The 23,464-nt window shown below is 70.6% G+C and carries 22 protein-coding genes; 12 read left to right on the forward strand and 10 right to left on the reverse strand.

Going from position 1 to position 23,464, the window contains the following annotated elements; genetic code table 11:
- A partial coding sequence (locus EDJALFJO_RS10775; protein WP_233149794.1) for a transposase occupies positions 1 to 203 on the reverse strand: 203 nt, incomplete at its 3' end.
- A 63-nt stretch (positions 204 to 266) separates the two neighbouring features.
- A complete protein-coding gene (locus EDJALFJO_RS35495) occupies positions 267 to 575 on the reverse strand; it encodes a transposase (RefSeq protein WP_233149795.1) in 309 nt (102 codons plus the stop codon).
- Here EDJALFJO_RS35495 and EDJALFJO_RS35500 point away from each other — a divergent pair.
- Positions 574 to 828: a hypothetical protein gene (locus EDJALFJO_RS35500; protein WP_233149796.1), complete on the forward strand. Its 255-nt coding sequence runs from the start codon at positions 574 to 576 to the stop codon at positions 826 to 828. The two genes, EDJALFJO_RS35495 and EDJALFJO_RS35500, sit on opposite strands and share 2 nt — an antisense overlap.
- Positions 829 to 889: 61 nt before the next feature.
- On the opposite strand, the gene EDJALFJO_RS36350 is transcribed toward EDJALFJO_RS35500, so the two are convergent.
- The 4 genes from EDJALFJO_RS36350 to gmd all read right to left on the reverse strand — a co-directional run bounded on the left by EDJALFJO_RS36350 (position 890) and on the right by gmd (position 5,868).
- The gene (locus EDJALFJO_RS36350; RefSeq protein ID WP_088285022.1) at positions 890 to 1,870 is read right to left on the reverse strand and encodes a glycosyltransferase family 4 protein; all 981 of its coding nucleotides are present in this window, start codon (positions 1,868 to 1,870) and stop codon (positions 890 to 892) included.
- A 259-nt stretch (positions 1,871 to 2,129) separates the two neighbouring features.
- Positions 2,130 to 3,377 (reverse strand): hypothetical protein, encoded by a 1,248-nt coding sequence (locus tag EDJALFJO_RS10790; protein ID WP_088285024.1) that lies wholly within the window; start codon positions 3,375 to 3,377, stop codon positions 2,130 to 2,132.
- 113 nt (positions 3,378 to 3,490) lie between these two features.
- Positions 3,491 to 4,471: a hypothetical protein gene (locus EDJALFJO_RS33420; protein WP_143448479.1), complete on the reverse strand. Its 981-nt coding sequence runs from the start codon at positions 4,469 to 4,471 to the stop codon at positions 3,491 to 3,493.
- A gap of 395 nt (positions 4,472 to 4,866) precedes the next feature.
- Positions 4,867 to 5,868 carry a GDP-mannose 4,6-dehydratase gene (gmd, locus tag EDJALFJO_RS10795; protein ID WP_088285026.1) on the reverse strand — a complete coding sequence of 334 codons (1,002 nt, stop codon included), beginning with the start codon at positions 5,866 to 5,868 and terminating at the stop codon, positions 4,867 to 4,869.
- A 174-nt stretch (positions 5,869 to 6,042) separates the two neighbouring features.
- Here gmd and EDJALFJO_RS10800 point away from each other — a divergent pair, with 174 nt between their 5' ends.
- Together EDJALFJO_RS10800 and EDJALFJO_RS10805 are read left to right on the forward strand one after the other, a co-directional pair.
- Positions 6,043 to 6,984 (forward strand): GDP-L-fucose synthase, encoded by a 942-nt coding sequence (locus EDJALFJO_RS10800; protein ID WP_143448480.1) that lies wholly within the window; start codon positions 6,043 to 6,045, stop codon positions 6,982 to 6,984.
- A gap of 54 nt (positions 6,985 to 7,038) precedes the next feature.
- Complete coding sequence (locus EDJALFJO_RS10805; protein WP_088285030.1) at positions 7,039 to 8,853, forward strand: polysaccharide biosynthesis tyrosine autokinase; 1,815 nt, start codon at positions 7,039 to 7,041, stop codon at positions 8,851 to 8,853.
- 57 nt (positions 8,854 to 8,910) lie between these two features.
- Here the strand turns inward: EDJALFJO_RS10805 and EDJALFJO_RS10810 are convergent, their stop codons facing one another.
- Together EDJALFJO_RS10810 and EDJALFJO_RS10815 are read right to left on the reverse strand one after the other, a co-directional pair.
- Complete coding sequence (locus EDJALFJO_RS10810) at positions 8,911 to 9,708, reverse strand: hypothetical protein (RefSeq protein WP_143448481.1); 798 nt, start codon at positions 9,706 to 9,708, stop codon at positions 8,911 to 8,913.
- A 205-nt stretch (positions 9,709 to 9,913) separates the two neighbouring features.
- Entirely contained in the window at positions 9,914 to 10,477 is a 564-nt protein-coding gene (locus EDJALFJO_RS10815; protein WP_158220386.1) for a low molecular weight phosphatase family protein, read from the reverse strand.
- A gap of 112 nt (positions 10,478 to 10,589) precedes the next feature.
- On the opposite strand from EDJALFJO_RS10815, the gene EDJALFJO_RS10820 reads away from it, so the two are divergent.
- The 7 genes from EDJALFJO_RS10820 (at position 10,590) to rfbA (ending at position 18,430) form a co-directional block, all read left to right on the forward strand.
- Positions 10,590 to 12,398, forward strand: coding sequence for a DUF4012 domain-containing protein (locus tag EDJALFJO_RS10820; protein WP_088285037.1), 1,809 nt, complete (start codon positions 10,590 to 10,592; stop codon positions 12,396 to 12,398).
- Positions 12,399 to 12,572: 174 nt separating this feature from the next.
- Positions 12,573 to 13,232 (forward strand): hypothetical protein, encoded by a 660-nt coding sequence (locus EDJALFJO_RS10825; RefSeq protein WP_143448482.1) that lies wholly within the window; start codon positions 12,573 to 12,575, stop codon positions 13,230 to 13,232.
- Positions 13,233 to 13,871: 639 nt separating this feature from the next.
- Positions 13,872 to 14,837 (forward strand): hypothetical protein, encoded by a 966-nt coding sequence (locus EDJALFJO_RS34235; protein ID WP_158220387.1) that lies wholly within the window; start codon positions 13,872 to 13,874, stop codon positions 14,835 to 14,837.
- Positions 14,838 to 15,007: 170 nt separating this feature from the next.
- On the forward strand, positions 15,008 to 15,997 hold the full coding sequence (gene rfbB / locus EDJALFJO_RS10835; protein WP_088285041.1) for a dTDP-glucose 4,6-dehydratase: 990 nt from the start codon (positions 15,008 to 15,010) through the stop codon (positions 15,995 to 15,997).
- Positions 15,994 to 16,929, forward strand: a complete 936-nt coding sequence (gene rfbD / locus EDJALFJO_RS10840) for a dTDP-4-dehydrorhamnose reductase (protein WP_088285043.1) — start codon at positions 15,994 to 15,996, stop codon at positions 16,927 to 16,929. Before rfbB ends, rfbD begins: the two co-directional genes overlap by 4 nt.
- A 14-nt stretch (positions 16,930 to 16,943) precedes the next feature.
- Positions 16,944 to 17,567 carry a dTDP-4-dehydrorhamnose 3,5-epimerase family protein gene (locus tag EDJALFJO_RS10845; RefSeq protein WP_198950194.1) on the forward strand — a complete coding sequence of 208 codons (624 nt, stop codon included), beginning with the start codon at positions 16,944 to 16,946 and terminating at the stop codon, positions 17,565 to 17,567.
- Positions 17,567 to 18,430 carry a glucose-1-phosphate thymidylyltransferase RfbA gene (gene rfbA / locus EDJALFJO_RS10850; protein WP_088285045.1) on the forward strand — a complete coding sequence of 288 codons (864 nt, stop codon included), beginning with the start codon at positions 17,567 to 17,569 and terminating at the stop codon, positions 18,428 to 18,430. The genes EDJALFJO_RS10845 and rfbA overlap by 1 nt, the downstream gene beginning before the upstream one ends.
- Here rfbA and EDJALFJO_RS10855 read toward each other — a convergent pair.
- Entirely contained in the window at positions 18,427 to 19,053 is a 627-nt protein-coding gene (locus tag EDJALFJO_RS10855; protein WP_143448483.1) for a response regulator transcription factor, read from the reverse strand. The genes rfbA and EDJALFJO_RS10855 overlap by 4 nt on opposite strands.
- 83 nt (positions 19,054 to 19,136) lie before the next feature.
- On the opposite strand from EDJALFJO_RS10855, the gene EDJALFJO_RS10860 reads away from it, so the two are divergent.
- Positions 19,137 to 20,093, forward strand: a complete 957-nt coding sequence (locus tag EDJALFJO_RS10860; RefSeq protein ID WP_088285049.1) for an acyl-CoA thioesterase — start codon at positions 19,137 to 19,139, stop codon at positions 20,091 to 20,093.
- Between the two features lie 19 nt (positions 20,094 to 20,112).
- Here the strand turns inward: EDJALFJO_RS10860 and EDJALFJO_RS10865 are convergent, their stop codons facing one another.
- Positions 20,113 to 21,483 carry a GAF domain-containing sensor histidine kinase gene (locus tag EDJALFJO_RS10865; RefSeq protein ID WP_158220388.1) on the reverse strand — a complete coding sequence of 457 codons (1,371 nt, stop codon included), beginning with the start codon at positions 21,481 to 21,483 and terminating at the stop codon, positions 20,113 to 20,115.
- Positions 21,484 to 21,999: 516 nt separating this feature from the next.
- On the opposite strand from EDJALFJO_RS10865, the gene EDJALFJO_RS10870 reads away from it, so the two are divergent.
- On the forward strand, positions 22,000 to 23,464 hold a 1,465-nt coding region (locus EDJALFJO_RS10870), incomplete at its 3' end, for an Ig-like domain-containing protein (RefSeq protein ID WP_143448485.1).

Raw genomic sequence — 23,464 nt, forward strand, 5'->3', positions numbered from 1 at the left:
CGGTCCCACGTGCCGTCCTTCGACCAGCGGTCGAACCGGCCCCACACCGTCTCCCACGGCGGCATCTCCTCGGGCAGATCCCGCCACGGAGACCCGGTCCGGAACCGCCAGATGATCGCCTCGAGAACCTCACGGTGATCCCGCCACCGACCACCACGTTGCGGCGTCCGGTCCGGCAGCAGCGGCTCCAGCCGAGCCCACATCTCGTCAGTCAGCACATCGCGATCGCTCACGACCGACACTCTGGTCGAACCCAAGGTCAAGATCTACAAGACACGCCCTAGTCGGTAGTGCTCAAAGGTGCGGAAGCCGTGGGCGAGGCGGCGGACCTTCTCGATGAGCAGGTTGATGGCTTCGGTGCCGCCGTTGGAAACGCGGCCGGCGCCGGCCTCGTCAGTGGCGAACCGGGCCATGACGTGTGTCCGCCAGGCGCGCAGGGTCCGGCCCAGACGTGCGACCTCGGGGACAGGGCACATCGGTAGCGTCGCGATCAGTTCCTCCGCGAGTCGTCCGCCCTGCGCGGGGTCGGCCGCCTGGTAGGTCGCCCGCAGGCGCTGGTAGGCGTGCCAGGCGATGGTGACCGCCCAGGTGGGGTCGCCAGCCGGCGTGCAGGCAGGTGTTGAGCTTGGCGAGCTGGCGGTCGTTGAGGTGCTCGGCGCCGCGGCGCAGCGGCCCCCGGATCCGGTAGAGCGGGTCGTCCTTGAACCCTCGGTGGCCCAGGGTGTCTTGCTGCACCCGGCGGGGGACTTCGTCGACGACCTGGGTGCCCAGGCGGACGTAGAGCCGTCAAAGCAGGTTGGATCAGCGGGGCTCGAGCAGGTCCACTGAGCAGGCGGCATGCTCCAGGTACAAATGAGCGCTGCGGCCGATGGTGATGGACTCTTCCCCTTCAATGACCGCTGAACTCTGCCGACTGGCAGTTGCGGCTAGGGCACATGGCCTCGAGGATCTCGGCGTAGGCGTCGCGCAATCGGTCCTCGTACCCGTCCCAAGTCCAGGATTTCAGTGCTTCAGAACGCCCCAACACGTTCACATGAGCACCGCACTCTTCGACCAGTGCCCTACCCAGCTCCTCAGAGTCACCCGCCGGAAAGACGCGACCAAAGTCCGGATTGGATGCGACTATCGCGGATGCCCCGCACCCATCGCTGACCACTACGCGACTGCCGCAGGCCAGGGCCTCGAGAACTACCAACCCGAATGCCTCCTGTCTGCTTGGCAAGACGAGGACAGTCGCTTGTGAGTACTGCTGCACAAGCTCTCGCTTCGAGAGTGGCCCTAAGAACTGGCATCTCGGAAAGGCCGCCCTCAAGGCGGTCGACACTTCTGGTTCTGGAGATGGCCCCGCAAACACCCATTCAATGTCGTCTGGAAGTCTGGAAGCGGCATCCACAAGATCCAAGAGTCCCTTGCGCCCAGCTATTGCGCCGACAAACAGCACGCGTCGCGTTGCGCGTGCGACATGTGGGAGCGCAGTCCACTCCGCTCGATCAAAGCCCAGCGGCACCACGACGACACGCTCCAGAGAGACTCCCTGACTCACGAAGGTCCGGCTTGCCAGGTGGCTATTCACGAGGATTACATCGGCCATCCGGATCTCACGAAGATCAGCCCAGTTCATCGGAGCGCCGAGCGGATGTTCAACTCGTGGGTGAAGCGCACGATAGTCAAGAATCAGGTGCATTCCGATTGCGCGCGCAAATGTGGGTGAAGCGACAAGACAATTGTTGTTCCAATGAAAGATTGCACCACGGAACTTCCCACACCTTAAGACCAAGCGAGTCAAGATCTCCAAATCTAGCGCTACGCACTGCACATAGTGCCGCCAACGAGACGGTAGCCGCAGAACGCTAGACGCGAACGTGACCATCTCAGCGAACCACAGCCATCGTCTCCCTAGACCCCTTGCCGCACTGAACGATCTACGCCTAGTAAGGAACGCTGGGAGCCGCGAGGGCGATTCATCAAGAAGGACGGGCGACCAGTAGTGAAAGTGGGTCGAGAGCCGGGCTAGCGCCCGCGCCGCATACAGGCTGTGGGGAACCCGCGAGGCCAGCACGATCGTTACGTCGCCGGATGGGCGATGACCCGCATCACTGCTCTGCCAGAGGCTTGGGAACTTGCCCACGTTAGTCCTCCCGTCTGGCGTCCGGACATGCTATCCGCGAGAGCAGCATGCCCAGCGTAACTGTGGCGGCACCCTGCACGGAGGCCTGCGTGTTTATCTGCCCGGCAAGCAGAGGGGGAACGGCCGCAGCCGTTAACACGAAGAGCACCCGTGCATCTGCCCTTCGCCGACCTACGACGGCGTGAACGATCAGTGCCAGTCCCAGCATCTGCCTACCTAGCGCGGCGACCAACCCGAACAGGCCCAACTCGGCAACCCACCGCTCTAGCTCTTCCTCGATCCATGTCCCCTCTTGCGCCAATTGGATGCCAGCCTGCGTATGCACAGCCATTCCGTCCCCGAGGGGTGTCGCGCGCGAAACAGCATCGACCGCCCCCAGGACAAGACCGTAAACGCGAGCCCCCAAGGACTCGGAACGGCTCGCATCGGCGAAACGTGTAGCGAAACTGTCAACAACCAGCGGAAAAGCCCACGCCCCCACAGCGACCAGGGCCGTGAGCCCTGCGGCTCCAAAGAAGAGCCGCCGCAGGAAACTCGCACGACCTCTTCTGCCTACCGACGAGGCAAGTAGAATGAGCCCACAGAAGAACACAGATCCTCGCGAGCCGCTGATCACCACGGTCAGGACTACGAGCCCCTGCATCCATCGGGCCAGCATTCGGATTTGCGATGAATGAGTCCCCGGCTCGCAACGAATCAGAATCGTGACCGCTAAGGCCAAAGCAAGAAAGCCAGCCAGCCCCGCGGGGGCAGTAAAGGTGCCTGTAGTCCTTACGACGCCGTTTGCATTCACGAAGTCTTGATAGACCTCTGGGCCAACTCTGTTTATAAAACTTGCCTGCGGGGAAACCGCCTGCAGAGCGCAGATGATGAACTGGACGGGGACCATTGTGAGTACAAGGACTTCGAGGCGACGCCGAACAGTAGTCGACATCAGGCACCCGAACAAGCAAACCCCGGTGATCAGGCCGAGATACTGACTCAGGCCCAGAATGATGAGCGTGAGGGACTGCGACGCATGGATGGCTGAAACCACACCCATGAGGGCAGTTACACTGCCCAAGAGCCGCGCGCTGACTACCCACCGGACCGCTTGTCGACTCACGCTAGCCGGCAACGGAACAACTAGCGCGATCGACCCGAGGAAGAGAATCAGCAGGCCATCGGCCATATAGATGACGCCGCCGCCGCCAGAGACTACCCACTTCCTAAGGGCGCCCTCCGCAATCCATAGGAGAGCATAGAGCATGACTACCCTATCGATCCAATGACGATGGGAAGGTGTTGCCCGTATCCCTGGGACATGGCGGACTCGTGGCCTGTCGGGCATCGACCTATCAGTCTTCGGCCTCACCATAGCGGTCACTTCACTTGTGCGCCTTCTCGTGGAGTTAGAGCCGCGCGCGCTTCCAGAGCCACGCTCGTCATGAGAGTCACGCTGAAGCCACCCTGAAAGAGGAAGACTTCCTGAAGGTTGTCGATGGGCCAGAAGAAGAAGGCGAATCCACACCAAGCGAGATTCATTGGTATCTGAATACTTGCATATCGCGTGAATCCACGATTCGCTAGCAGATGCCACGCCGCGCCGCTGACGGTCGCGAGAAGCGTGACAGCGGCCGCCCACATGACTTCAGTGTGAAGATTCTGATAGTTACGACCCAGCAACCATAGGAGCCAGTTCGGAGCGAGAACAGATATTGCCACCAAGATAATTCCGGGCAGCGCAACGATCCCGAGCAAGCCGAAGAAGGTCGACACAAGCCTTCTATTCTGACGAGCGAAACGAGGAATCAGATAGGCAGTAAGAACTGCATTGACAGGGAGCATCACTTGAGTCAAGCGACTCAGTGCGCCGAATTGTGCAATCTCAGTTGTCCCGAGCTTCAGCGTAAGGAGAAGCAGAATCATCTGCGGCTGGAGCACGTAGATTGCTTCCACTGGAAGCTGTCGAAGTGTCATCTCGCGAACGAACTTTCGCTCGGCCAATACAGGCTCATGGCGGTCAGGGAACTCAGAGTTTGACCATCGGTCGATGAAGGGCACGCGCCCTAGGGCGGCAGCGGCAGCAAGAAGTAGGGCAACATTGAGATTGCCCTTAGTGACAATCATGGCCACGAGCGTCGCGGCCATTCGAGTACCGCTCAACAATGCGTCCAAGGTCTGGACTCTCACTTGATAGCCAGCATAGTAGAGAGATTGATCAATTACGTGGGACCGGAGATCTGCCCACCAACCTAGGAGCAGGACCGCAAGGAGGACGGCCGTGGCTTGAAGTGTTGCACCATTCGCATGGAAGAGCGCGACTGCAATACTCGCCAGGGGTAGCGAGAACAGGAGGAACATGCGTCTACGCACATCTCGAATCGCAACGAGTGCGCGACCCGCCGCCATCCGATCAGGCCAGTGACGAGATATGAGCGCATTCAGTGCCGGCCCCATGCCTGGCTTTGTTAGGACCGTCGCGGCCCCCAAGAGCACAAAGGTAATGGAGTAGAGTGCATAGTCGCTAACACTCAGCCACCTGACCAGTAGTAGGCCGGTGACGGCCATGAAGCCTTGGTTGACAACTGCGCCGGCAAGGAATTTCCCGCCAGTCGCCAGTGTAGCTCTGAAAGGTCGAGCATCGCGAGCTCGTAGTCGAGTCATCCGAGAGTCCGCGGATTGGGCTTCCCTGGCGAGCGCACGATCATCTGTGCGCTCATGCCCTGTCTGATTTCGCGTTGCGATTGTCGACTGCCCTAGACGCATGCGGCGGTTGAGCCCGTGCCAGCGACGAGAGCGAGGTCAGCGTCCACCATGAGCCGCGCGAGTTCTGGCGCTAGTGTTTCTGGTTTCCATGCGAGCCAGCGCTTCGCTCGACCCGCATCCCCGATCAGCGAGTCAACCTCCGAGGGGCGGGTATACCTTTCGTCGAACCGTACGTACTTCTGCCAATCAAGGCCGACGTGACCGAACGAGAATTCGAGGAAATCCCGGACGGAGTGGGCTACGCCAGTCGCAACGACATAGTCGGCTGCTATGTCGTGTTGGAGCATTAGCCACATCGCCTCCGCATACTCCTTCGCGTATCCCCAATCTCGCGCCGCATCCAGGTTGCCCATATAGAGCTCCTGCTGATTCCCGGCGACTATGTTGGCAACTGCGAGAGTAATCTTGCGGGTGACGAAGGTGGCGCCCCGCCTGGGACTCTCGTGATTGAAGAGAATCCCATTCACCGCGAACATTCCATAGGCTTCACGATAGTTGCGTGTCATCCAGTAGGCGTAGACCTTTGCAGCACCATAAGGGCTGCGGGGCCAGAATGGGGTTTCTTCGTCCTGTGGCGGCGGGCTTGCACCGAACATCTCTGAACTGCTGGCCTGGTAGTATCGGCAGTTGAGGCCAATCATTCGGATAGCCTCAAGTAGCCGCGTGGCACCCATCCCTGTCGTCAGCCCAGTGAATTCCGGCTCATCGAACGAGACTCGGACGTGGCTTTGCGCCGCAAGGTTGTAGACCTCGTCAGGCTGCACCTTCTCCAGCAGGGTCACGAGGCGCGAGGCGTCGGTGAGGTCACCGAAGTGCAGGAACAGGCGAGCATGCTCGTCGTGCGGGTCCTGGTAGAGGTGGTCGATCCGGCTCGTGTTGAACGAGGACGAGCGACGGACGATGCCGTGCACCTCGTAGCCCTTCTCCAAGAGAAGTTCTGCGAGATAGGAGCCGTCCTGCCCCGTGATCCCCGTGATGAGTGCCTTCTTCATTGCATTTCCCCCATCGCCGGCACGCCTCAGACGGGTGCCGCGAGTTCGATCGTCGGGTGCGTCACACGAATGCGCACGAAGGTGCGGGAACTCCCTCGGCCCGCGCCGCGGCTACCGTAACGTGTAGCCGAAGCAGCACGCAGGGTGATGGTACAAACGGGGAGAACTTCGCTAATGTCCAATTTCGGGCGGGTGTACGTCGCGGGTCACCGCGGGCTGGTCGGCTCCGCCGTGTGGCGGGCCTTCGAGGCGCGCGGGTGCGATGACCTCGTCGGCGCGGCGTCGAGTGACGTCGACCTGCGCGACCGCGACGCGGCGTTCGCGTTCGTCGGGGCGCAGCGGCCGGACGTCATGGTCATCGCCGCGGCGAAGGTCGGCGGCATCCTCGCGAACTCGACCTACCCGGCGCAGTTCCTCTCCGAGAACCTGCGGATCCAGGTGAACCTGCTCGACGCCGCCGTCGAGCACGGGGTGGGCCGGGTGCTCTTCCTCGGGTCGTCGTGCATCTACCCCAAGCTCGCCGAGCAGCCCATCAAGGAGTCGTCACTCCTCACCGGCGCGCTCGAGCCGACGAACGACGCGTACGCCATCGCGAAGATCTCCGGGATCCTCCAGGTGCAGGCGATCCGCCGGCAGTACGGCCTGCCGTACATCAGTGCCATGCCGACCAACCTCTACGGGCCGGGCGACAACTTCGATCCGCTCGGCTCGCACGTGCTGCCCGCCCTGCTGCGCCGGTTCCACGAGGCGAAGGCGTCCGGCACCCCCGAGGTGACCATCTGGGGCTCCGGCACACCTCGCCGCGAGTTCCTCCACGTCGACGACCTCGCCGACGCCGTGCTCTTCCTCCTGGAGCACTACGACGACCCCGAGACGATCAACGTGGGCACCGGCGTCGACGTGACGGTCCGCGAGCTCGCCGAGACCGTCGCCGACGTCGTGGGGTGGGAGGGCCGGCTCGTCTTCGACGCGAGCAAGCCCGACGGCACGCCCCGCAAGCTGCTCGACGTCTCCCGGCTCGCCGACCTCGGCTGGCACGCGCGCACCGGCCTGCGCGAGGGCGTCGAGAGCACCTACCGCTGGTTCGTCGAGCACCACGCCGCCGCGCGGCTCTGACCGCCGCCCCCGCCGGGTGCCCGCAAGCCGAACGCCCACGACAGAGGACTTCTCATGACCCTGGCTCAGTACCTGCGCATCGCCCGCGCCCAGTGGCTGCTCATCGTGGCGGTCACCGTGCTCGGCGCGTTCGGGGCCGCCGCGTACGCGTGGAGCCAGACCCCGGTCTACAGCGCCTCGGCCCAGCTCTTCGTCACGACGAGCAGCGGCAGCGCCGACATCAGCACCCTGAGCCAGGGCAGCACCTTCACCCAGCAGCGGGTCAAGTCCTACGCCGCCGCGATCTCCTCCCCCGACGTGCTCCAGCCGGTCATCGACGACCTCGGCCTGCGCGAGACGCCGCAGAGCCTCGCCAAGCGGGTCACCGCGTCGAGCCCGCTCGACACGGTGCTGCTCGACGTCACGGTCTCCGACACCTCGCCGGCCCGGGCCCGCGACGTCGCGAACGCCATCGGTCAGCGGTTCACGGCGTTCGTCGGCGCACTCGAGGTGCCCTCGGCCAACCGGGCCTCGCCGGTAAAGATCACCGTCATCAAGCCGGCCGTGCTGCCGGTCGTGCCCGACTCCCCCCGCAAGAAGCTCGACCTCGCGCTCGGGCTGCTCGTCGGGCTCGGGCTCGGCCTCGGCGCAGCGGTGCTCCGCGACACCCTCGACCAGTCGATCGGCACCCGGCACGACGCCGGCGAGATCGCCGGCGCCCCGGTGCTCTCGGCGATCGTCGACGACGCGACCGTCAAGGACGCGCCGCTCATCGTGCACGACGCGTTCTCGCCGCGCGCCGAGGCGTTCCGCCAGCTCCGCACGAACATCCGGTTCCTCTCGGTCGACACCGAGGTGCGCAGCCTCGTCGTCACGAGCAGCGTGCCCGGCGAGGGCAAGAGCACGACGTCGGCGAACCTCGCGATCGCCATGGCGCAGAGCGGCGAGCGGGTCGTGCTCATCGACGCCGACCTGCGCCGGCCGACGATCGGCGACATGTTCCTGCTGCCCGGCGGCGTCGGGCTCACCTCGGTGCTCCTCGGTGACGTGCAGCCCGCGGACGCCGTCCAGAAGTGGCGCGACGACCTCGAGCTCTGGGTGCTCGCGAGCGGGCCGATCCCGCCGAACCCGAGCGAGCTCATCGGGAGCCACCGCATGGTCGAGATCGTCGACTCGCTCGTCGAGCAGGGCTACATGGTCATCGTCGACTCACCGCCGCTGCTGCCCGTCACCGATGCGACGATCCTCGCCCGGATCACCGCCGGCGCCGTCGTCGTCGCCAAGGTCACCTCGACCCGGGTCGACCAGCTTGCCGCCGCCGCGGACACCCTTCGCGCCGCGGGCGCCCCCGTGCTCGGGGTGCTCGTCAACCGGGTGCCGAAGACGGGCGCCGGCTACTACAGCTACGGCGGCTACAACTCGGAGGGCTACCGGTCGGCCACTCCCCCGGCCCCGGTGGCACCCGCACCCCAGATGTTCGGCCCCCGACCGGACAGCGCCGCACCGGCACCGGAGCAGCCGCCTGCCGCGAACGGGCGCAAGCGGCGCCGGGCCCACGCCCCGACCGCTACGCCGACGGCCGCACCGGTCCCGCCGATGCCGCAGGACGTCACGCGCTTCACCGCGCCCACGGCCCCGGCCCCGCCGCCCGTCGTCACCCTTCCGGCCGAGCAGGCACCGCACCAGCCGTACGAGCCGCCGCAGCCGTACGAGCAGCAGCAGCCGGGCCGGGCGCACCGGCACCAGGGCGAGCAGTTCCCGCCCACGGTCGAGCCGGTGCCGCAGAGCTGGATGGTGCCGCCCCCTCCGCCCCGCACCGCACCGCAGGAGCAGCCCGAGTCGATCGACCTCGAAGGGCTGCTGCGCGACCTGCGCCGCCCGAGGCGCTGAGGCCCGAGGCCCTCCGCGAGCCGGGTGGGCCGCGCCGGACGGACGGGTGCGCCGGTGTCAGCCGGCGTCTGCGACCGCCGGCACGACGGCCGACAGCCGTTGCGCCGCAGCGGACGCCGCCTTCGCCGTGAGCGAGCGGCCGTCATCTGCGAGGACCGCCGGAAGGTCGCGGAACCAGCCGGCAGGGTCCGCGAACCGGACCTCCCGGCCGTCCGCCTCGCCGCGGAGCACGTCGCGGATCGCCGTCCCGCCGGGGCCGCTGCCCCCGCCGGTGTCGAACGGCGGCACGAGGACGATCGTCGCCGCCGGAAAGGTGTAGACCGCCCGGGCGACGAGCCGCTCGGCCGCGCCCCGGGCCGCGTCGGCGGAGGCCGTGCGGTCCACGCCACCGCCGCTGACGACGACGAGCCCGACGTCGTCCAGCGAGCCGGCCTTCGCGAGCTGGTCGAGGTAGGTCCCGTCGTCCCCCCGGGAGAGGTAACCGCTGCCGGCCGCCGCGAAGCTGCGGCACTCCCAGCCGCGGCGCACGACCGCGGCGCACGCGAACGCGGAGTCCTTGGCGGGCGTCGCGGAGAGCCCGTCACCGAGGACGACGGCCACGGTGCCGCCGGTGGCCGGTTCAGCGTCGTCCGGGGCGGCGTCGTCCGGGGCAGCGCCGTCGGGGGCCGTCGTCGCCGCAGCAGACCCACCGGCGGACGGCGTCTGCGAGGGGTCCGCGCCGCCGGTGGTGCCGGGCGCGGGAACGTCCGCAGCGGCCGGTGCGACGTCCACCGGGGAGCGATAGTCGGGCGGGGCCTTGGGGCCGCTGAACGTCAGCGCGACTGCGGCCACCCCGGCGAGCGACAGCCCGCCCACGACGGCGAGCGACCGCCCCGATGCGGCCTTCCGCCGTCTGCCCGTCCGCCGCGATCCCATCCAGCTCCCCGTCCTCCGACGCACCGTGCTCCGGCGCGCGGTCCTGCGATGCCTCGACGCAGCCCATACAGGACCACGGAGGGTAACGCGATGAACACTCCCCGACGCAACAGGCTACTGCGGTGGCCCGTGCGGGCGCGGCAGGTCAGCGAGAGAGGGCGCCGACGATCGTCGTCACGGCGGTGAAGGTCTCGTCCGCGCACCGCCGGACCGTGGCCGCCGACCGGCCCGCCGGATCGTCGACGTCGAGCGCGGCCGGCGGCGGGGCCGCGACCGCACCGCGCGCCCGCCGGGCATGCTCGGGGAGCAGTCGGAGCCGCTCCGGGAGCGACTCCCCCGCCCACACCGGCGGCTGGGCCGTGACGAGCCAGGCGAGCTCGCGCCAGGTGAAGGTGCGGGCGAGAACCGTTGGCACCGAACAGATCACCTCGTCCCGCAACGCCCGGGTCGCCGCGAGGACGACGCTCGCCTCGCCCGCGATCGCCGGCGTGAGCATCCGGGACGTGAAACCCTCGGGGTCGAGGCCGCGGGACCAGGCCTCCTGGGCCGCGGGCCCCCACATCGGTTCGCCGCCGCGGGTCCAGGTGCCCGCGCTCGCCACGGCGACGTCCGCACCGCCGGGCACCTGCGCGAGCAACGCCCGGCACGCGAGCTCGGCCCACGGGGACCGCGCCCGGTTCACCGCGCACACGAACAGCACCCCCGCCACGGCGGCCATCCTGGCAGTTCGACCGAGCCGGGCGTCGGCCGTTCCACCCACTCATCGGTACCAATTCGTCACAACGTGCACTCGCGTGATCGCTGAATGCAACAATCCACGGGTGCTCCGACCGGTCTCCCATGCCCGCGGCAGGCTCAGCCGCCGTGTCCGGCACCCGCGCTACTACGTGCGCTTCTGGGTGCTCGCCACGCTGGCCGCGCTCGTCGTGCTCGTCGTCGTCGCCGTCGCCTGGGTCGGGTTCCGCGCGCTCTCGCTGCGGCCCGTCGCCACCGACCTCGTGAGCGACGCGCAGGCGTTCAAGCGCCAGGTGGCCGCCGGGGACCTCGATGCCGCCGCGGCCACGCTCGGCCGGCTCCGCGTCGAGTCCGCGCGCGCGCACGACCTCACCGACGACCCGGCGTGGGCGCTCGTCGCGCACGCCCCGGTCGTCGGCACGGACGTCGCCGCCGCGCGCACGCTGACCGCCGTCGCCGCCGACCTCACCGCGGCCACCGAGCCGCTCGAGAGGACGCTGCCTGCTCTCGCCGGCGGGAAGGGCTCGCGGATCGACCTCGCAGCCCTCGGCAAGGTCGCCGCGACGCTCCCCGCGGTGTCGCACGCCGTCGACGACGGGCTCGCCGCCCTCCAGGGCGTGGAGACCGACACCGCCGTGCCGCAGATCGGGGACGGCGTCGCGCAGGTCCGCTCCATGCTCGACACCGCGCGCGGCCCGGTGCACAGCGCCGGACCGTCGCTCGAGGTGCTCACGACGCTGCTCGGCGGCAACGGCCCCCGTACCTACGTCGTCCTCATGCAGCAGGACGCCGAGGCCCGCGGCACCGGTGGCCTCGTCGGCTCGTTCGCCGTCATCGGCGCGAAGAACGGCGACATCAGCCTGAAGTCGGTCGCCTCGCGGCCGACGCTGCAGAACGGGCTGAAGATCCCCGTCAACGCGGTGCCCGAGGACGTCGCGGACCTCTGGGGCCCGGACCTCCAGGAGTGGGCCGGGCTCAACCTCAGCCCGCACTACCCGTGGACGGGCCGGCTCGTCGCGGCCGGCTGGGCCGCGCAGGGCCGGCCGAAGATCGACGGTGTCATTGCCGTCGACCAGTACGTGCTCGCCGGGATGCTCCAGGCGACCGGGCCGCTCACCGTCAGCGGTGTCACGGTCGACGCGAACAACGCAGTGTCGTTCCTGTCGAAGGACGTCTACGCACGCTTCCCGAACTACCTCGACGTCGACCGGGTGACCGGCGAGCTCGTCGCGGCGGTCTTCCAGAAGGTCGCCGCCGGGCAGGTCCCCCCCGCCGGTCTGGCCAAGGCCCTCATCGAGCCGGCCCGGCAGCGCCGGGTGCTCGTCTGGGCGGCCGACCCGGCCGAGCAGCGGCTCATCGAGACGACGAGCCTGGGCGGCGTCATCCCCGACCGGCCAGGGCCGTTCGCGATGGCCGTCGTCAACAACGGTGGCGGCAACAAGCTCGACGCCTACCTCAAGACCGCGGTGCGGTACGACCCCGGCACCTGCACGGACGGCGTCCGCATCGGCTCCGTGAAGGTGGCCCTCGCGAGCACCGCACCGAAGGCCGGGCTGCCGGCGTACGTCGTCGCGGCCCCCGACCTCACCGGCCCCGCGGACCGGACCGTCACCGAGCCGACCCGGGTGCTGCTCGACGTCTACGGCCCGGTCGGGGCGACGAACGCCGGGGTGCTCATCGACGGCAAGGACGCCGAGGTCCTCGCCGAGGGCATCGACCGCAACCACCCGGTGTGGCGGGTCGCCGTCATGCTGCCGCCCGGTGGCAAGCGCACCGTCGAGGTGGGCGTCGTCCAGCCGACGAGCGCCGAGGACACCCCGACCGCGACGGTGCTCACCCAGCCGATGGCGAACCCGGCCAAGGTCACCGTCGCGCCGCTCACGCCCTGCTCCTGAGCGCGGTGTCGCGACATGCTTTTCTGCCATTTCGCGACACGCCGGGAAATCGGCATGACGCGCCGCACGCGGCACGAAGAAGAAACACGACATCGGCCGTTCGGGCGGGCCGAACGAGCAATTCCGAGGAATGCGTTCCTCTAAGGTGGGGGCAATGAACGAGAAGGTGGGGGCATGAACAAGAAAGTGACAGCAGCAGTCGTCGCGAGCGTGTCGGCCGCGGCGATCGGCGTCGGCGGGTTCCTCGCGCCGGCGTTCGCGTACCCGCCCGGCAAGCACCTCGCCGTGACGGCGTCCGACCCGGTCTCGACCAAGCCGTACAGCTTCAGCGCGACGGTGTCGCAGGGTCTGCCGGGTGCCAAGGTCAAGGTGACCGTCTACTACGGCCGGGGTGGGGGCAAGTTCGCCGCCGAGCAGGAGGCGATCCTCGGGCTGGACGGCAAGGTCACGGTGTCGTTCTCGCTCAAGCTGCGGGACCCGGACGACTACAAGGTGCTCCGCATCCGGGCCGTCGTGCTCTCGGACACCAACGCCGAGAGGGCGAACACGGTCGTCGCGGTCTACTCGCGCGGCATCTCGGCGCCGAAGGAGGCGTACGTCGACGAGGAGTTCTCGGCGACGGCGAGCGGCTTCCCGGCGAGCAAGCCGATCACCCTGACCGCGATCCGCGGCTCGCAGCGCGTCACCGTCGCGGGGACGACGAACGCGCAGGGCCGCTTCACCGGGCAGTTCACGCTGCCCAAGGTCGGCAAGTGGTCGATCGTCGCGACGTCGGAGGGCAAGAGCGCCACCGGTCGCGTCAACATCAAGCGCGACCACTCGACGACCTCGTAGCGCTCGCACGATCGAAGGGCCGGCGGGAGGTTTCCGCCGGCCCTTCGGCGTCGGTGCGATGAATACGGGGAACCCGACCGGTCGCGGCGGCCGGCGGTGCTTTCTGCGGAAACTCGTGAGCGTCACCCGCGAACTCTTCTCGGCAATTCTCGCGGAGAGTGTCGATCGGTCCCAGGAATTCTCGATTCCTCCCCGATATCGCCACTCGGCGTCACGACTGAGATGATTCCCGGTGCCAATGTCACGCCATGTCACTGCGGCCACGCTTGCTCGTCCCCGTCGTGCGTGCCGGCCACGCGTGTGGCCGGGCATGTGGGCGAGCGTGTGCCGCAGGGGCTGCGCCAGTGACCACACCGGCACACGCTCACCCGCACACTCACGCACACGCCCGCAGCCGGTGCGCCGCGCCCACACCGTCGCGTCGTCCGCGTCGTCGCGTCGTCCGCGCCGTCGNCCGTCGCGTCGTCCACGCCGCCCGCGCCGTCGCCTCGTCCGTGTCCGTCGTCCCCATCGACCGTGCCGGAGGTCACCGCCGCGCACAGACACCTGTCCGCCTTCGACCCGTCCACACCCCGGGTTGTCCACAACCGGACCGGCAGCATCGGCCAGGCGAACCGTTGGCGGCGCAGGATTCACGGCGTGAGGATCCCCGACGAGCTGGCGACGCTGCTGCACGAGCAGCACGGCCTCGTCACGACCGCACAGCTCGAGCTGCTCGGCGTGACCCGCTCGGCCCGCCGGCACGCCTGCGCCCGGAACGGCTGGCGGCTCGTGCTCCCTGGTGTCGTCGCGACCCTCCGCGGGCCGCTCTGGCCGAGGCAGCGGCTCGTCGCGGCCCAGCTCTGGGCCGGTGACGACGCCGTGATCGCGGCCCGGACGGCCGCCGCCTGCCACGGTGTGAAGGCCGCCGACGGCGAGCACGTCGTCCGGATCCTGGTCCCGGCCCACCGGTTCCTGCGCACCCAGGGCTTCGTCGTCGTCCGCCGCACGCGCCGTCCCGACCCCAGACCGTGGTCCAGGCCGCCGTTCATGCTCAGCTCCCCCGCCCGGGCGGTCGTCGACGCCGCACGCGAGGCACGCACCCTCGACGACGCCCGCGCGATCGTGCTCGAGGCGGTGCAACGCAGGATCGTGCCGGTCGAGGCTCTGCGCCACGAGCTCGAGGACGGCCCGCGCCAGGGCAGCGCCTTCGCCCGGCGTGCGGTGCAGGACGCCGAGGCCGGGGCGTGGTCCGTACCCGAGGTGAAGCTCGCGTCAGCGCTCGCCCGCAGCACCGTGCTGCCACCGGTGCTGCTCAACCCCGACCTCGTCACCCCGGACGGTACGACGCTGCCCCGCCCCGACGGCTGGGTCGACGACGTCGGTCTCGCCATCCAGGTGCACTCCAAGCAGCACCACTCCCACGTCGACGACTGGGAGGCCACCGTGCTCAGCGACGGTGTCTACGCCGAGCACGGCATCCCCGTCGTCGGTCTGACGCCCCGGTTCTTCGCAGCGGACCCGGCGGCCGCGGTCCGCCGCATCGAGAAGGCGTACCTGGCCCGGGCCGGCCTCCCCCGGCCTGACGTCGTCGCCACCGCCATCGGGCACGGCCTCGTCTCGTGAGTCTGCACAAGGCGTGTGGCCGAGCGTGCAGTCGAGGGTGTGCGTGCGCGGTCGCTGTCGCAGCCAGACGCGCACACGCTCGGCCGCACGCTCAGGTACACGCTCGCGGGAAACGCTCCCTCAACCGCTCCCCCGCCCGCCACCGGCCGGCACGGTGTGAGACTGCCCCCGTGCACATCCTCGTCACCGGCGGAGCCGGCTTCGTCGGCTCGTGCTTCACCCGCATGGCGCTCGCCGATGCCCTTCCAGGTCTCGTGGGTGCCCGCGTGACGGTGCTCGACGCGCTCACCTACGCCGGCACGACGACGAACCTCACGACCGTCCTGGGGTCGCCGCGGCTGCGCTTCGTCGAGGGCGACATCCTCGACCGGGAGCTCGTGCGCGAGCTGGTCCGGGGCGTCGACGCGGTGGTGCACCTCGCCGCCGAGAGCCACGTGGACCGCTCGATCACCGGCGCGGCCGACTTCGTCAGGACGAACGTCGTCGGCACCCAGACGCTGCTCGACGCCGTCCTCGACGGCGCGGACGTGCGCTTCCTCCACGTCTCGACCGACGAGGTCTACGGCTCCATCGACGTCGGGAGCTGGCCCGAGACCCGCCCGCTGGACCCGACCTCCCCGTACGCGGCGAGCAAGGCGGCAGCGGACCTCATGGTTCGCGCTGCCTTCAAGACGCATGCGACCGACGTCGTCGTCACCCGCGGCGCCAACAGCTTCGGGCCGCACCAGTTCCCCGAGAAGGTCATCCCGCTGTTCGTCACGAACCTCGTCGACGGCGGCACCGTGCCGCTCTACGGCGACGGCCTCAACGTGCGCGACTGGCTGCACGTCGAGGACCACTGCCGCGGCCTCGCGCTCGCCCTGACGAAGGGCCGGGCCGGCGAGATCTACAACATCGGCGGCGGGACCGAGCTGACGAACCGGGAGCTCACCGAACGGCTGCTCGCCGCCACCGGGCGGGACTGGAGCTCCGTCGTCCCCGTCGAGGACCGCAAGGGCCACGACCGTCGCTACTCGGTCGACATCCGCAAGATCTCCGAGGAGCTCGGCTACGCGCCCCAGGTGCCGTTCGAACAGGGGCTGGCCGACACCGTCGACTGGTACCGCGCGCGGCGCGACTGGTGGGAGCCGCTCAAGACGGCCGCGCCGTCCGTCCGATGACCGGCGCCGCGTCCCCCGGCCCGGCCCGCCGCTGGGTCGTCGTCGGCGCCGCCGGCCTGCTCGGCACCGACCTGAGCATCGCGCTCGCCGCGGCCGGGCAGAGCGACGTCACACGCCTCGACCGCGGCGACGTCGACATCACCGACCCGCCCGTCGTCCGGGACGTCGTCGGTGCGGCACTCTCGGACGGCGGCCGCACCGCCGGGACGACCGGCGCCGCGGTGCTCGTCAACTGCGCCGCCTGGACGGCCGTCGACGACGCCGAGACGCACGAGGCCGCGGCCTTCGCCGTCAACGCGACCGGCCCGCACCTGCTGGCCCGGGCCTGCGCCGACGCCGGGGCACGGATGCTCCACGTGTCGACGGACTACGTCTTCGACGGCACCAGCCGGACGCCGTACGCGGAAGACGCGGCCCTGCGGCCCGCATCGGCGTACGGCCGGACCAAGGCGGCCGGCGAGTGGGCGGTGGCCTCGGCCCTGCCCGGCGCGCACTGGCTGGTCCGGACCGGCTGGCTGTACGGCGCGCACGGGTCGAACTTCGTCACGACGATGCGCCGGCTCGCCGCCGAACGCCCCACCGTCGACGTCGTCACCGACCAGGTCGGGCAGCCGACCTGGTCGGCCGACCTGGCGGGCCGGCTCGTCGACCTCGTGCTCGCGGACGCCCCCACCGGGACCTACCACGGCACCTCCGCGGGCGAGTGCTCGTGGTTCGACCTCGCCCGGGCCGTGTTCGAGGGCAGCGGCCACGACCCGGAGCGGGTGCGGCCCACGACGTCCGCCGCGTTCGTCCGGCCCGCACCGCGACCCGCCCGATCGGTGCTCGGGCACGACGCCTGGGCGCGCTCCGGCCTGCCGCCGCTGCCGCACTGGCGCGACGCCCTCACCCGGTACCTCGCGACGGCGGACGCGCCCGCCGTCCCCCGCTGAAGGAGAGCACCACCATGGACATCCGCCCGCTGGGGATCGAGGGTGCCTGGGCGTTCACCCCGAGGCAGTTCCGCGACGACCGCGGCGTCGTTCTCGAGTGGTACCGGCACGAGGGACTCGCCGAGCACGTCGGGCACCCGCTCGACCTACGGCAGGCCAACTGCTCGGTCTCGTCGGCGGGCACCCTCCGCGGCGTCCACTTCGCGGACGTGCCGCCGGGCCAGGCCAAGTACGTCACCTGCGTGCGCGGCGCTGTCGTCGACGTCGTCGTCGACGTGCGGGTCGGCTCGCCGACGTTCGGCGCGTGGGAGGCCGTGCGGCTCGACGAGACCGACCGCACCGCGGTGTACCTGTCCGAGGGCCTCGGGCACGCGTTCGCGGCGCTCACCGACGACGCGACCGTCGTCTACCTCTGCAGCAAGGTCTACACCCCTGCCGCAGAGCACGGGATCACGCCGCTCGACCCGGACCTCGCCGTCGACTGGGCGTCGTTCGGGGTCGGGCAGCCGCTGCTCTCCCCCAAGGACGCCGCGGCGCCGACGCTGGCCCAGGCCCGCGACAGCGGGTTGCTGCCCCGGTACGTGGCCTGCCTCGAGCGCCGCCGCGCGCTCGCCGCCCGCAGCGGGGCGAGCGCCTGATGCGCGGGATCCTGCTCGCCGGCGGCACCGGCACCCGGCTGCACCCCGCGACCCGGGCGATCAGCAAGCAGCTCATGCCCGTCTACGACAAGCCGATGATCTACTACCCGCTCTCGACGCTCATGATGGCCGGCATCCGCGAGGTGCTCGTCATCACGACCCCGGACGACTCGGCGTCGTTCCGGCGGCTCCTCGGGGACGGCGACTGGCTCGGCATGCGGATCGAGTACGCCGTGCAGCCGCGGCCCGAGGGCCTGGCCCAGGCATTCCTCATCGGGGCCGACTTCGTCGGTGGCGAGAAGGTCGCGCTCGCGTTGGGGGACAACATCTTCCACGGCACGGGCCTCGGGACGGCGCTGCGCGCGTGCACGGACATCGAGGGCGGGCACGTCTTCGCGTACCACGTGGCGAACCCGCGGGCCTACGGCGTCGTGGAGTTCGACGCCGACGGCCGGGTGCTCTCCATCGAGGAGAAGCCCGAGCGGCCCAAGAGCCGGTACGCCGTCCCCGGCCTGTACTTCTACGACAACGACGTGCTCGGGATCGCCCGATCCATCACGCCGAGCGCCCGCGGTGAGCTCGAGATCACGAGCGTGAACACGACGTACCTCGCCCGCGGCCGGCTCAGCGTCTCGGTGCTCGAGCGCGGCACCGCCTGGCTCGACACCGGCACCGTCGAGTCGATGATGAACGCCTCCGAGTACGTGCAGGTCATCGAGGCCCGGCAGGGGTTCAAGGTCGGCTGCGTCGAGGAGGTCGCCTGGCGCAACGGCTGGATCGACGACGCGGTGCTCCGGGCGCACGGCGAGGCGCTCGCGAAGTCCGGGTACGGCGCCTACCTGCTGGACCTGCTGAATCCCTAGATCAACCCGCGCCGCGCCGCCGCCCCGACCGCCTCGGCGCGCTTGCTGACCCCGAGCTTGCCGAAGACGACCCGCAGCCGGCGCTTCACCGTCGTGTCGCTCATGTAGAGCTCCTCGGCGATCTGGCCGTTGCTCATGCCGCGGCTGAGCATCGAGAGCATCCGCAGCTCGACCTGGTCGAGGTCGGGCTCCGGGGAGCTCGCCTCCCCCATGAGCTGCTCGACGAGGTGCGCGGTGACCCGGGGGCTCAGCGCGCGCTGCCCGGCGGCGACGGTCTCGATCGCGGTGACGAGCACGGACGGCGAGTCGACCTTGAGCACGTACCCGAGGGCGCCCGCGCGCAGCGAGCGGGTCACGTACTCGTCGTCGTCGAAGGAGCTCACGACGACGACGCGCGCGCCGGGCTCCTCCTCGAGGATCGAGTCGACGAGGTCGAGGCCGGAGCCGGTGCCGAGCCGGATGTCGACGAGGCTCACGTCCGGGCGGTAGCGGCGGAAGGCGGCCAGGCCCTCGTCGACCGCGGCGGCCTCGCCGACGACGTCGAACTCCGGGTAGTTCGAGAGCAGGCTGCGCAGGCCCTGACGCACGATGGGGTGGTCGTCGACGATGAGGATGCTCGTCATCTCGCCGCTCCCGGCCACAGTGCCATTGGCGCAGCGTAGGTCGAAGGCCCCTGGCTGCGCGACCGGGAGCCTAGGCTGGACGGATGACGGACGACGGCACCCCGGACGGCGGCGGCACCGTCACCCTGCGGTTCCTCGCGGCCCCGACGGACGTCGCCCTCCTCGGCGGCACCGGCGTCGCCGGCGGGCGGGTGCTCGAGTGGGTCGACAAGGCCGCGTACGCGTGCGCCGTCGCCTGGGGCGGCGGGTACTGCGTGACCGCGTATGTCGGGAACGTGCACTTCCGCCGCCCGATCCACAGCGGCGACCTCGTCGAGGTGACGGCCCAGCTCGTGCTCACGGGCCGGTCGAGCATGCACGTCCAGGTCACGGTGCGGGCGGCGCCGGTGGCGACGCGGGTCTTCACCGAGACGACGTCCTGCCTCGTCGTCTTCGTCGCCGTCGGCCCGGACGGCCGGCCCTCGCCGGTGCAGCCCTGGACGCCGCCGACCCCGGCCCTCGCGCTCGCCGAGCAGGACGCCCGCGCCCGGATCGACGTCCGGCGCAGCATCGAGGAGGCGATGGCAGCCCAGACGTACACCGGCGACTCGCAGGCGCCGGCGTCCGTCATGCGGTTCCTCGCCGCGCCGACCGACGTCAACTGGGGCGGCAAGACCCACGGCGGCACGGTGATGCGCTGGATCGACGACGCGGCCTGGGCCTGCGCCGTCGGCTGGAGCGGCCACGACGCGCGGTCGGTGTTCTCCGGCGGGATCCGGTTCTACCGGCCGATCCCGATCGGCAACCTCGTCGAGGTGCGGGCCCGGCTGCTGCACACCGGACGCACGAGCATGCACCTGTCGGTGCACGTGCTCACCGCGGACCCGAAGGTCGGCGAGTACGCGCTGACGACGCACTCGCTCACGGTGTTCGTCGCGCTGGACGGCGGCCGGCCGGTGCCGACGCCGTCGTGGGTGCCGCAGACCGAGGAGGACCGCCGGCTCGACGCGCACGCGGTGCACCTCATGGGCTTGCGGCGTCCGCGCCCCGAACCGGTCTGACGCCCCGGCGACCCGAAGATCAGGGCAGCGGCACGCAGGCGCGGATCGTCGTCCCGCCGCCGGGCGTCGACTCGATCCCCCAGCGGCCCTCGAGGGTCTCGACGCGCCGCCGCATGCTGCCGAGCCCGAGGTGCAGCCGGCCGCCGGCCCCGGCGCTGCGCTCGGCGTCCGCGGGGTCGAAGCCCGTGCCGTCGTCCGAGACCGAGACCGTGAGGCAGCCCTCGTCGGCCTCGAACGCGAGCCGCACCAACGCGTTGCGGGCGCCGGAGTGGACGGCGACGTTCTTCAGGGCCTCCTGGACGAGCCGGTACAGGCTCGTCTCCGCGCCGGCCCCGAGCCGCACCGGGCGGCCCGTGACCTCGACGGTGCAGGCGATCCCGCTGAACGCGGCGAACCGGTCCGCGACCTCGCGGATGCCCGCGGTGAGGCCGAGGCCCTCGAGCACCGGCGGGTGCAGGTCGTGGACGACGCGACGCAGCTCGGTCTCGACGTCCGACAGGATCGCGCGGGCCGAGTCGAGCGAGCCGAGAGCCGCGTCGTCCTGCCCGGCCTCGACCCGGTGCCGGCTGCTCGTCAGCTCGAGCAGCGCCCCGACGATGAGCTGGTTGACGCCGTCGTGCAGGTCTGCGGCGATCCGGCGGCGCTCGGTCTCCTGGGTGTCGACGGTCTCGGCGAGCACGACCTGCAGCCGGGACGCCTTCTCCGCCAACGCGTCCCGGGCCTGGGCGAGCTCGCTGGTCCGCTCGGTGACGAGCCGCTCGAGCCACGTGTTCGTCTGCTGGAGCTGCTCGTAGAGCTGGGCGTTGTGCACGAGCACCGAGATGAGCGAGGCGTACGTGAGCACGAGACGCTCGTGGTCGTCCTCGTACGGCACCGCGCGGTTGGCGAGGCCGATCATGCCGATCGGGGCGCCGTCCAGCCGCAGCGGGACACCCATGAACGCCCCGACCGGCGGGTGCCCGCTCGGCTGCCCGACGCGGTGCGGGTCGGCCGCGGCGTCCGCGGTGCGGACCGGGCGGTTCTCCAGGACGACCGTGTTGAAGATGTTGGGCTTCAACGGGATCACCCGGTGCTCGGCGAAGAAGTGCGGCGCCGGGTGGAAGCCGTGGATCGCGACGATCTCCAGCTCGCCGACGCCGTCCTCGTGCTGGGGTGCACGGATCAGCCCGATGAAGCCGAACTCGGACGCCGTGAGCGACAGGCACTGCCGCAGTGCCACGTCCAGGGTGTCCTCGACGTTGCGCTGGCTGGAGACCTCGCGGACGAGGTCGGTGAGCGCGTCGAGCTCGTCGCGGGCCCCGGGCGCGCTCGGCGGCGCGGGCCTCTCTGTCACAGGCCGGCCGGCCGCGGGCCGGGGAGCCGCGGGCCGCGGGACGGCGGGCGAGGTCATACGGGTGACTGTAGGCGCGGCGTCCGGGCACGGGAACCCTCCGGGCGGGGGCTCCCGGGCACTCGGACTGGAGCCGGAGGCCCCGCGAGCCGATGACTCCAGGGTGGTGGGCGAGACCTCCCCTGCCGTGGCGCGCGCCCGGACGCTCGCCGCGGCCCTCGGCGTGGGCGGGCTGCTCGTCGCTGCCCCGGTGGCGGGGTACTGGCTCGCGTCGCACACCTCGTCGGCGCCGGGCACGGCCCCGGGCCTCGCCGCGCCGTCCTCGCTGAGCAGCACGGTGACGCCGACGTCCATCACGCTCGCCGTCCTCGCACCGGCGAGCGGGCCGACGCCGACGGGATACACGGTCGCGCCGGCGGGCGGGGGTGCGCGGGGNGTGCGCGGGGGTGCGGTCCGGGCGGAGGTTCGGGTGCTGGTTCGGGTGGCGCTGCGGCCAGGGCTGCTGCGGTCTGCGCGCTCACGGGGCTGCGCAGCGGGACGACGTACACGCTCACCGTGCGCTCGATGATCGGAGCCGTGACGAGCACCGACGGGCTCGCCGTCCGGGTGACGACCGCCGCCGCACCGCCGCCGGGCGCACCGCGGCTCGCCCCGGCGAGCGACTCGGGCGTCTCCCCCGTCGACGGGATCACGAACGTCACGACCCCGACGCTCACGGGCGACCTCGCCCCCGGGCTCGGCGGCGCCGCCGTCGCCGTCTTCGACGGCCCGACCCAGGTCGCGGCGACGACCGCTGCCTCGGACGGCAGCTGGGTCGCCGCGCTCGGCCGCCCGCTCGGGGCCGGCGTCCATGCCCTCAGCGCGCGGGCGGCGCTCAACGGCGGGGCGCGTGGGTCGGCGAGCCCTGCGACCACGGTCGTCGTCGACGTCGTGCCGCCGGCCGCCCCGACGGTCGCCTCGGCGTCGTGCGGGCGGGGTCAGGCCGTGCTCACCGGCGGGTCGTGGACGTGCACCGCGTCGACCCTCGGGGACGACGGCCTGCGGTACTCGTTCACGGCCTCGGACACGACGAGCGGCATCGCGTCGGTCGTCTACACCGCCGCGACGAGCACCGTCGCGATGCCCGCGGCGGTGCCGCTGCCCGGCGCGGGCGTCGTCCTGCCATTCGCGGCCGGGGTGGCGACCACTCCCGCGATCACGTCCGTCGAGGCGTACGCGACGGTCGCGGTCGCGGCGGTGGACCTCGCCGGCAACCGGTCCGCCACGCAGACCCTGCCGGCCGTCGTCGACACCACCGCGCCCGAGCCGGGGGCCGCCGTCACCGGGTGCTCGGTGGCACTCGTTGCCGGGGTCTGCCCGGGGGCGACGACGGTGACCGTCACCGGCATCGCCGACGGCGAGGTGACGAGCGGGGTCTCGCTCGTCGAATGGTCGGTCGCCGGCGGGCCGAGCGGGGTGGCCGGGGTGAGCAGCGGGACGGCGCGGTTCTCGTTCTCGGCTCCTGACGGGCGGCCGGCCGTGACGTTCACGGTGCGCGACGTCGCGGGGAACGCCGCCGTGCCCGGGCACGTGACGCCGGAGGTGCCGCAGGACGGGTCGGGGCCGACCGTCTCGTCGGTCGTGCTCACGGACGGCGGCTCGCCCGGCGCGGTCGGACCGGGCGACAGCCTCGCCGTGACGCTCGCCGACGGGGTGAGCGGGGTCGACCCGAACTCGCTGTTCTCGGGGTGGACGAGCGGGACGACGCAGGGGTTGTCGAGTGCGGACGGGGCGGTCGTCGTCACGGTGACCGACGCAGGGGCGGACGACGTGCTGACGGTCGCTGTCGCCGGGGCTGTCACGAACGTGGGGTCGTTCGCCCTCGGTGGTGACTACGTCGAGGGTGACGCGGTGACGTTCTCGGGGAACGGGTCCGGGGCGTCGGCGCTGCGCTGGGTCGGTCGGGACGCGAACACCCTGGGGACCCTGACGGTCAGCCTGGGAGCGCTGGCCTCGGGTTCGCCACGGGTGGCGGCGGGGGCGCCGGTGGCGGTGTGGACGC

Origin of the sequence: Kineosporia sp. A_224 (assembly GCF_002198655.1) — a bacterium.
In the GTDB taxonomy this organism is placed as follows: Bacteria; Actinomycetota; Actinomycetes; order Actinomycetales; family Kineosporiaceae; genus R-H-3.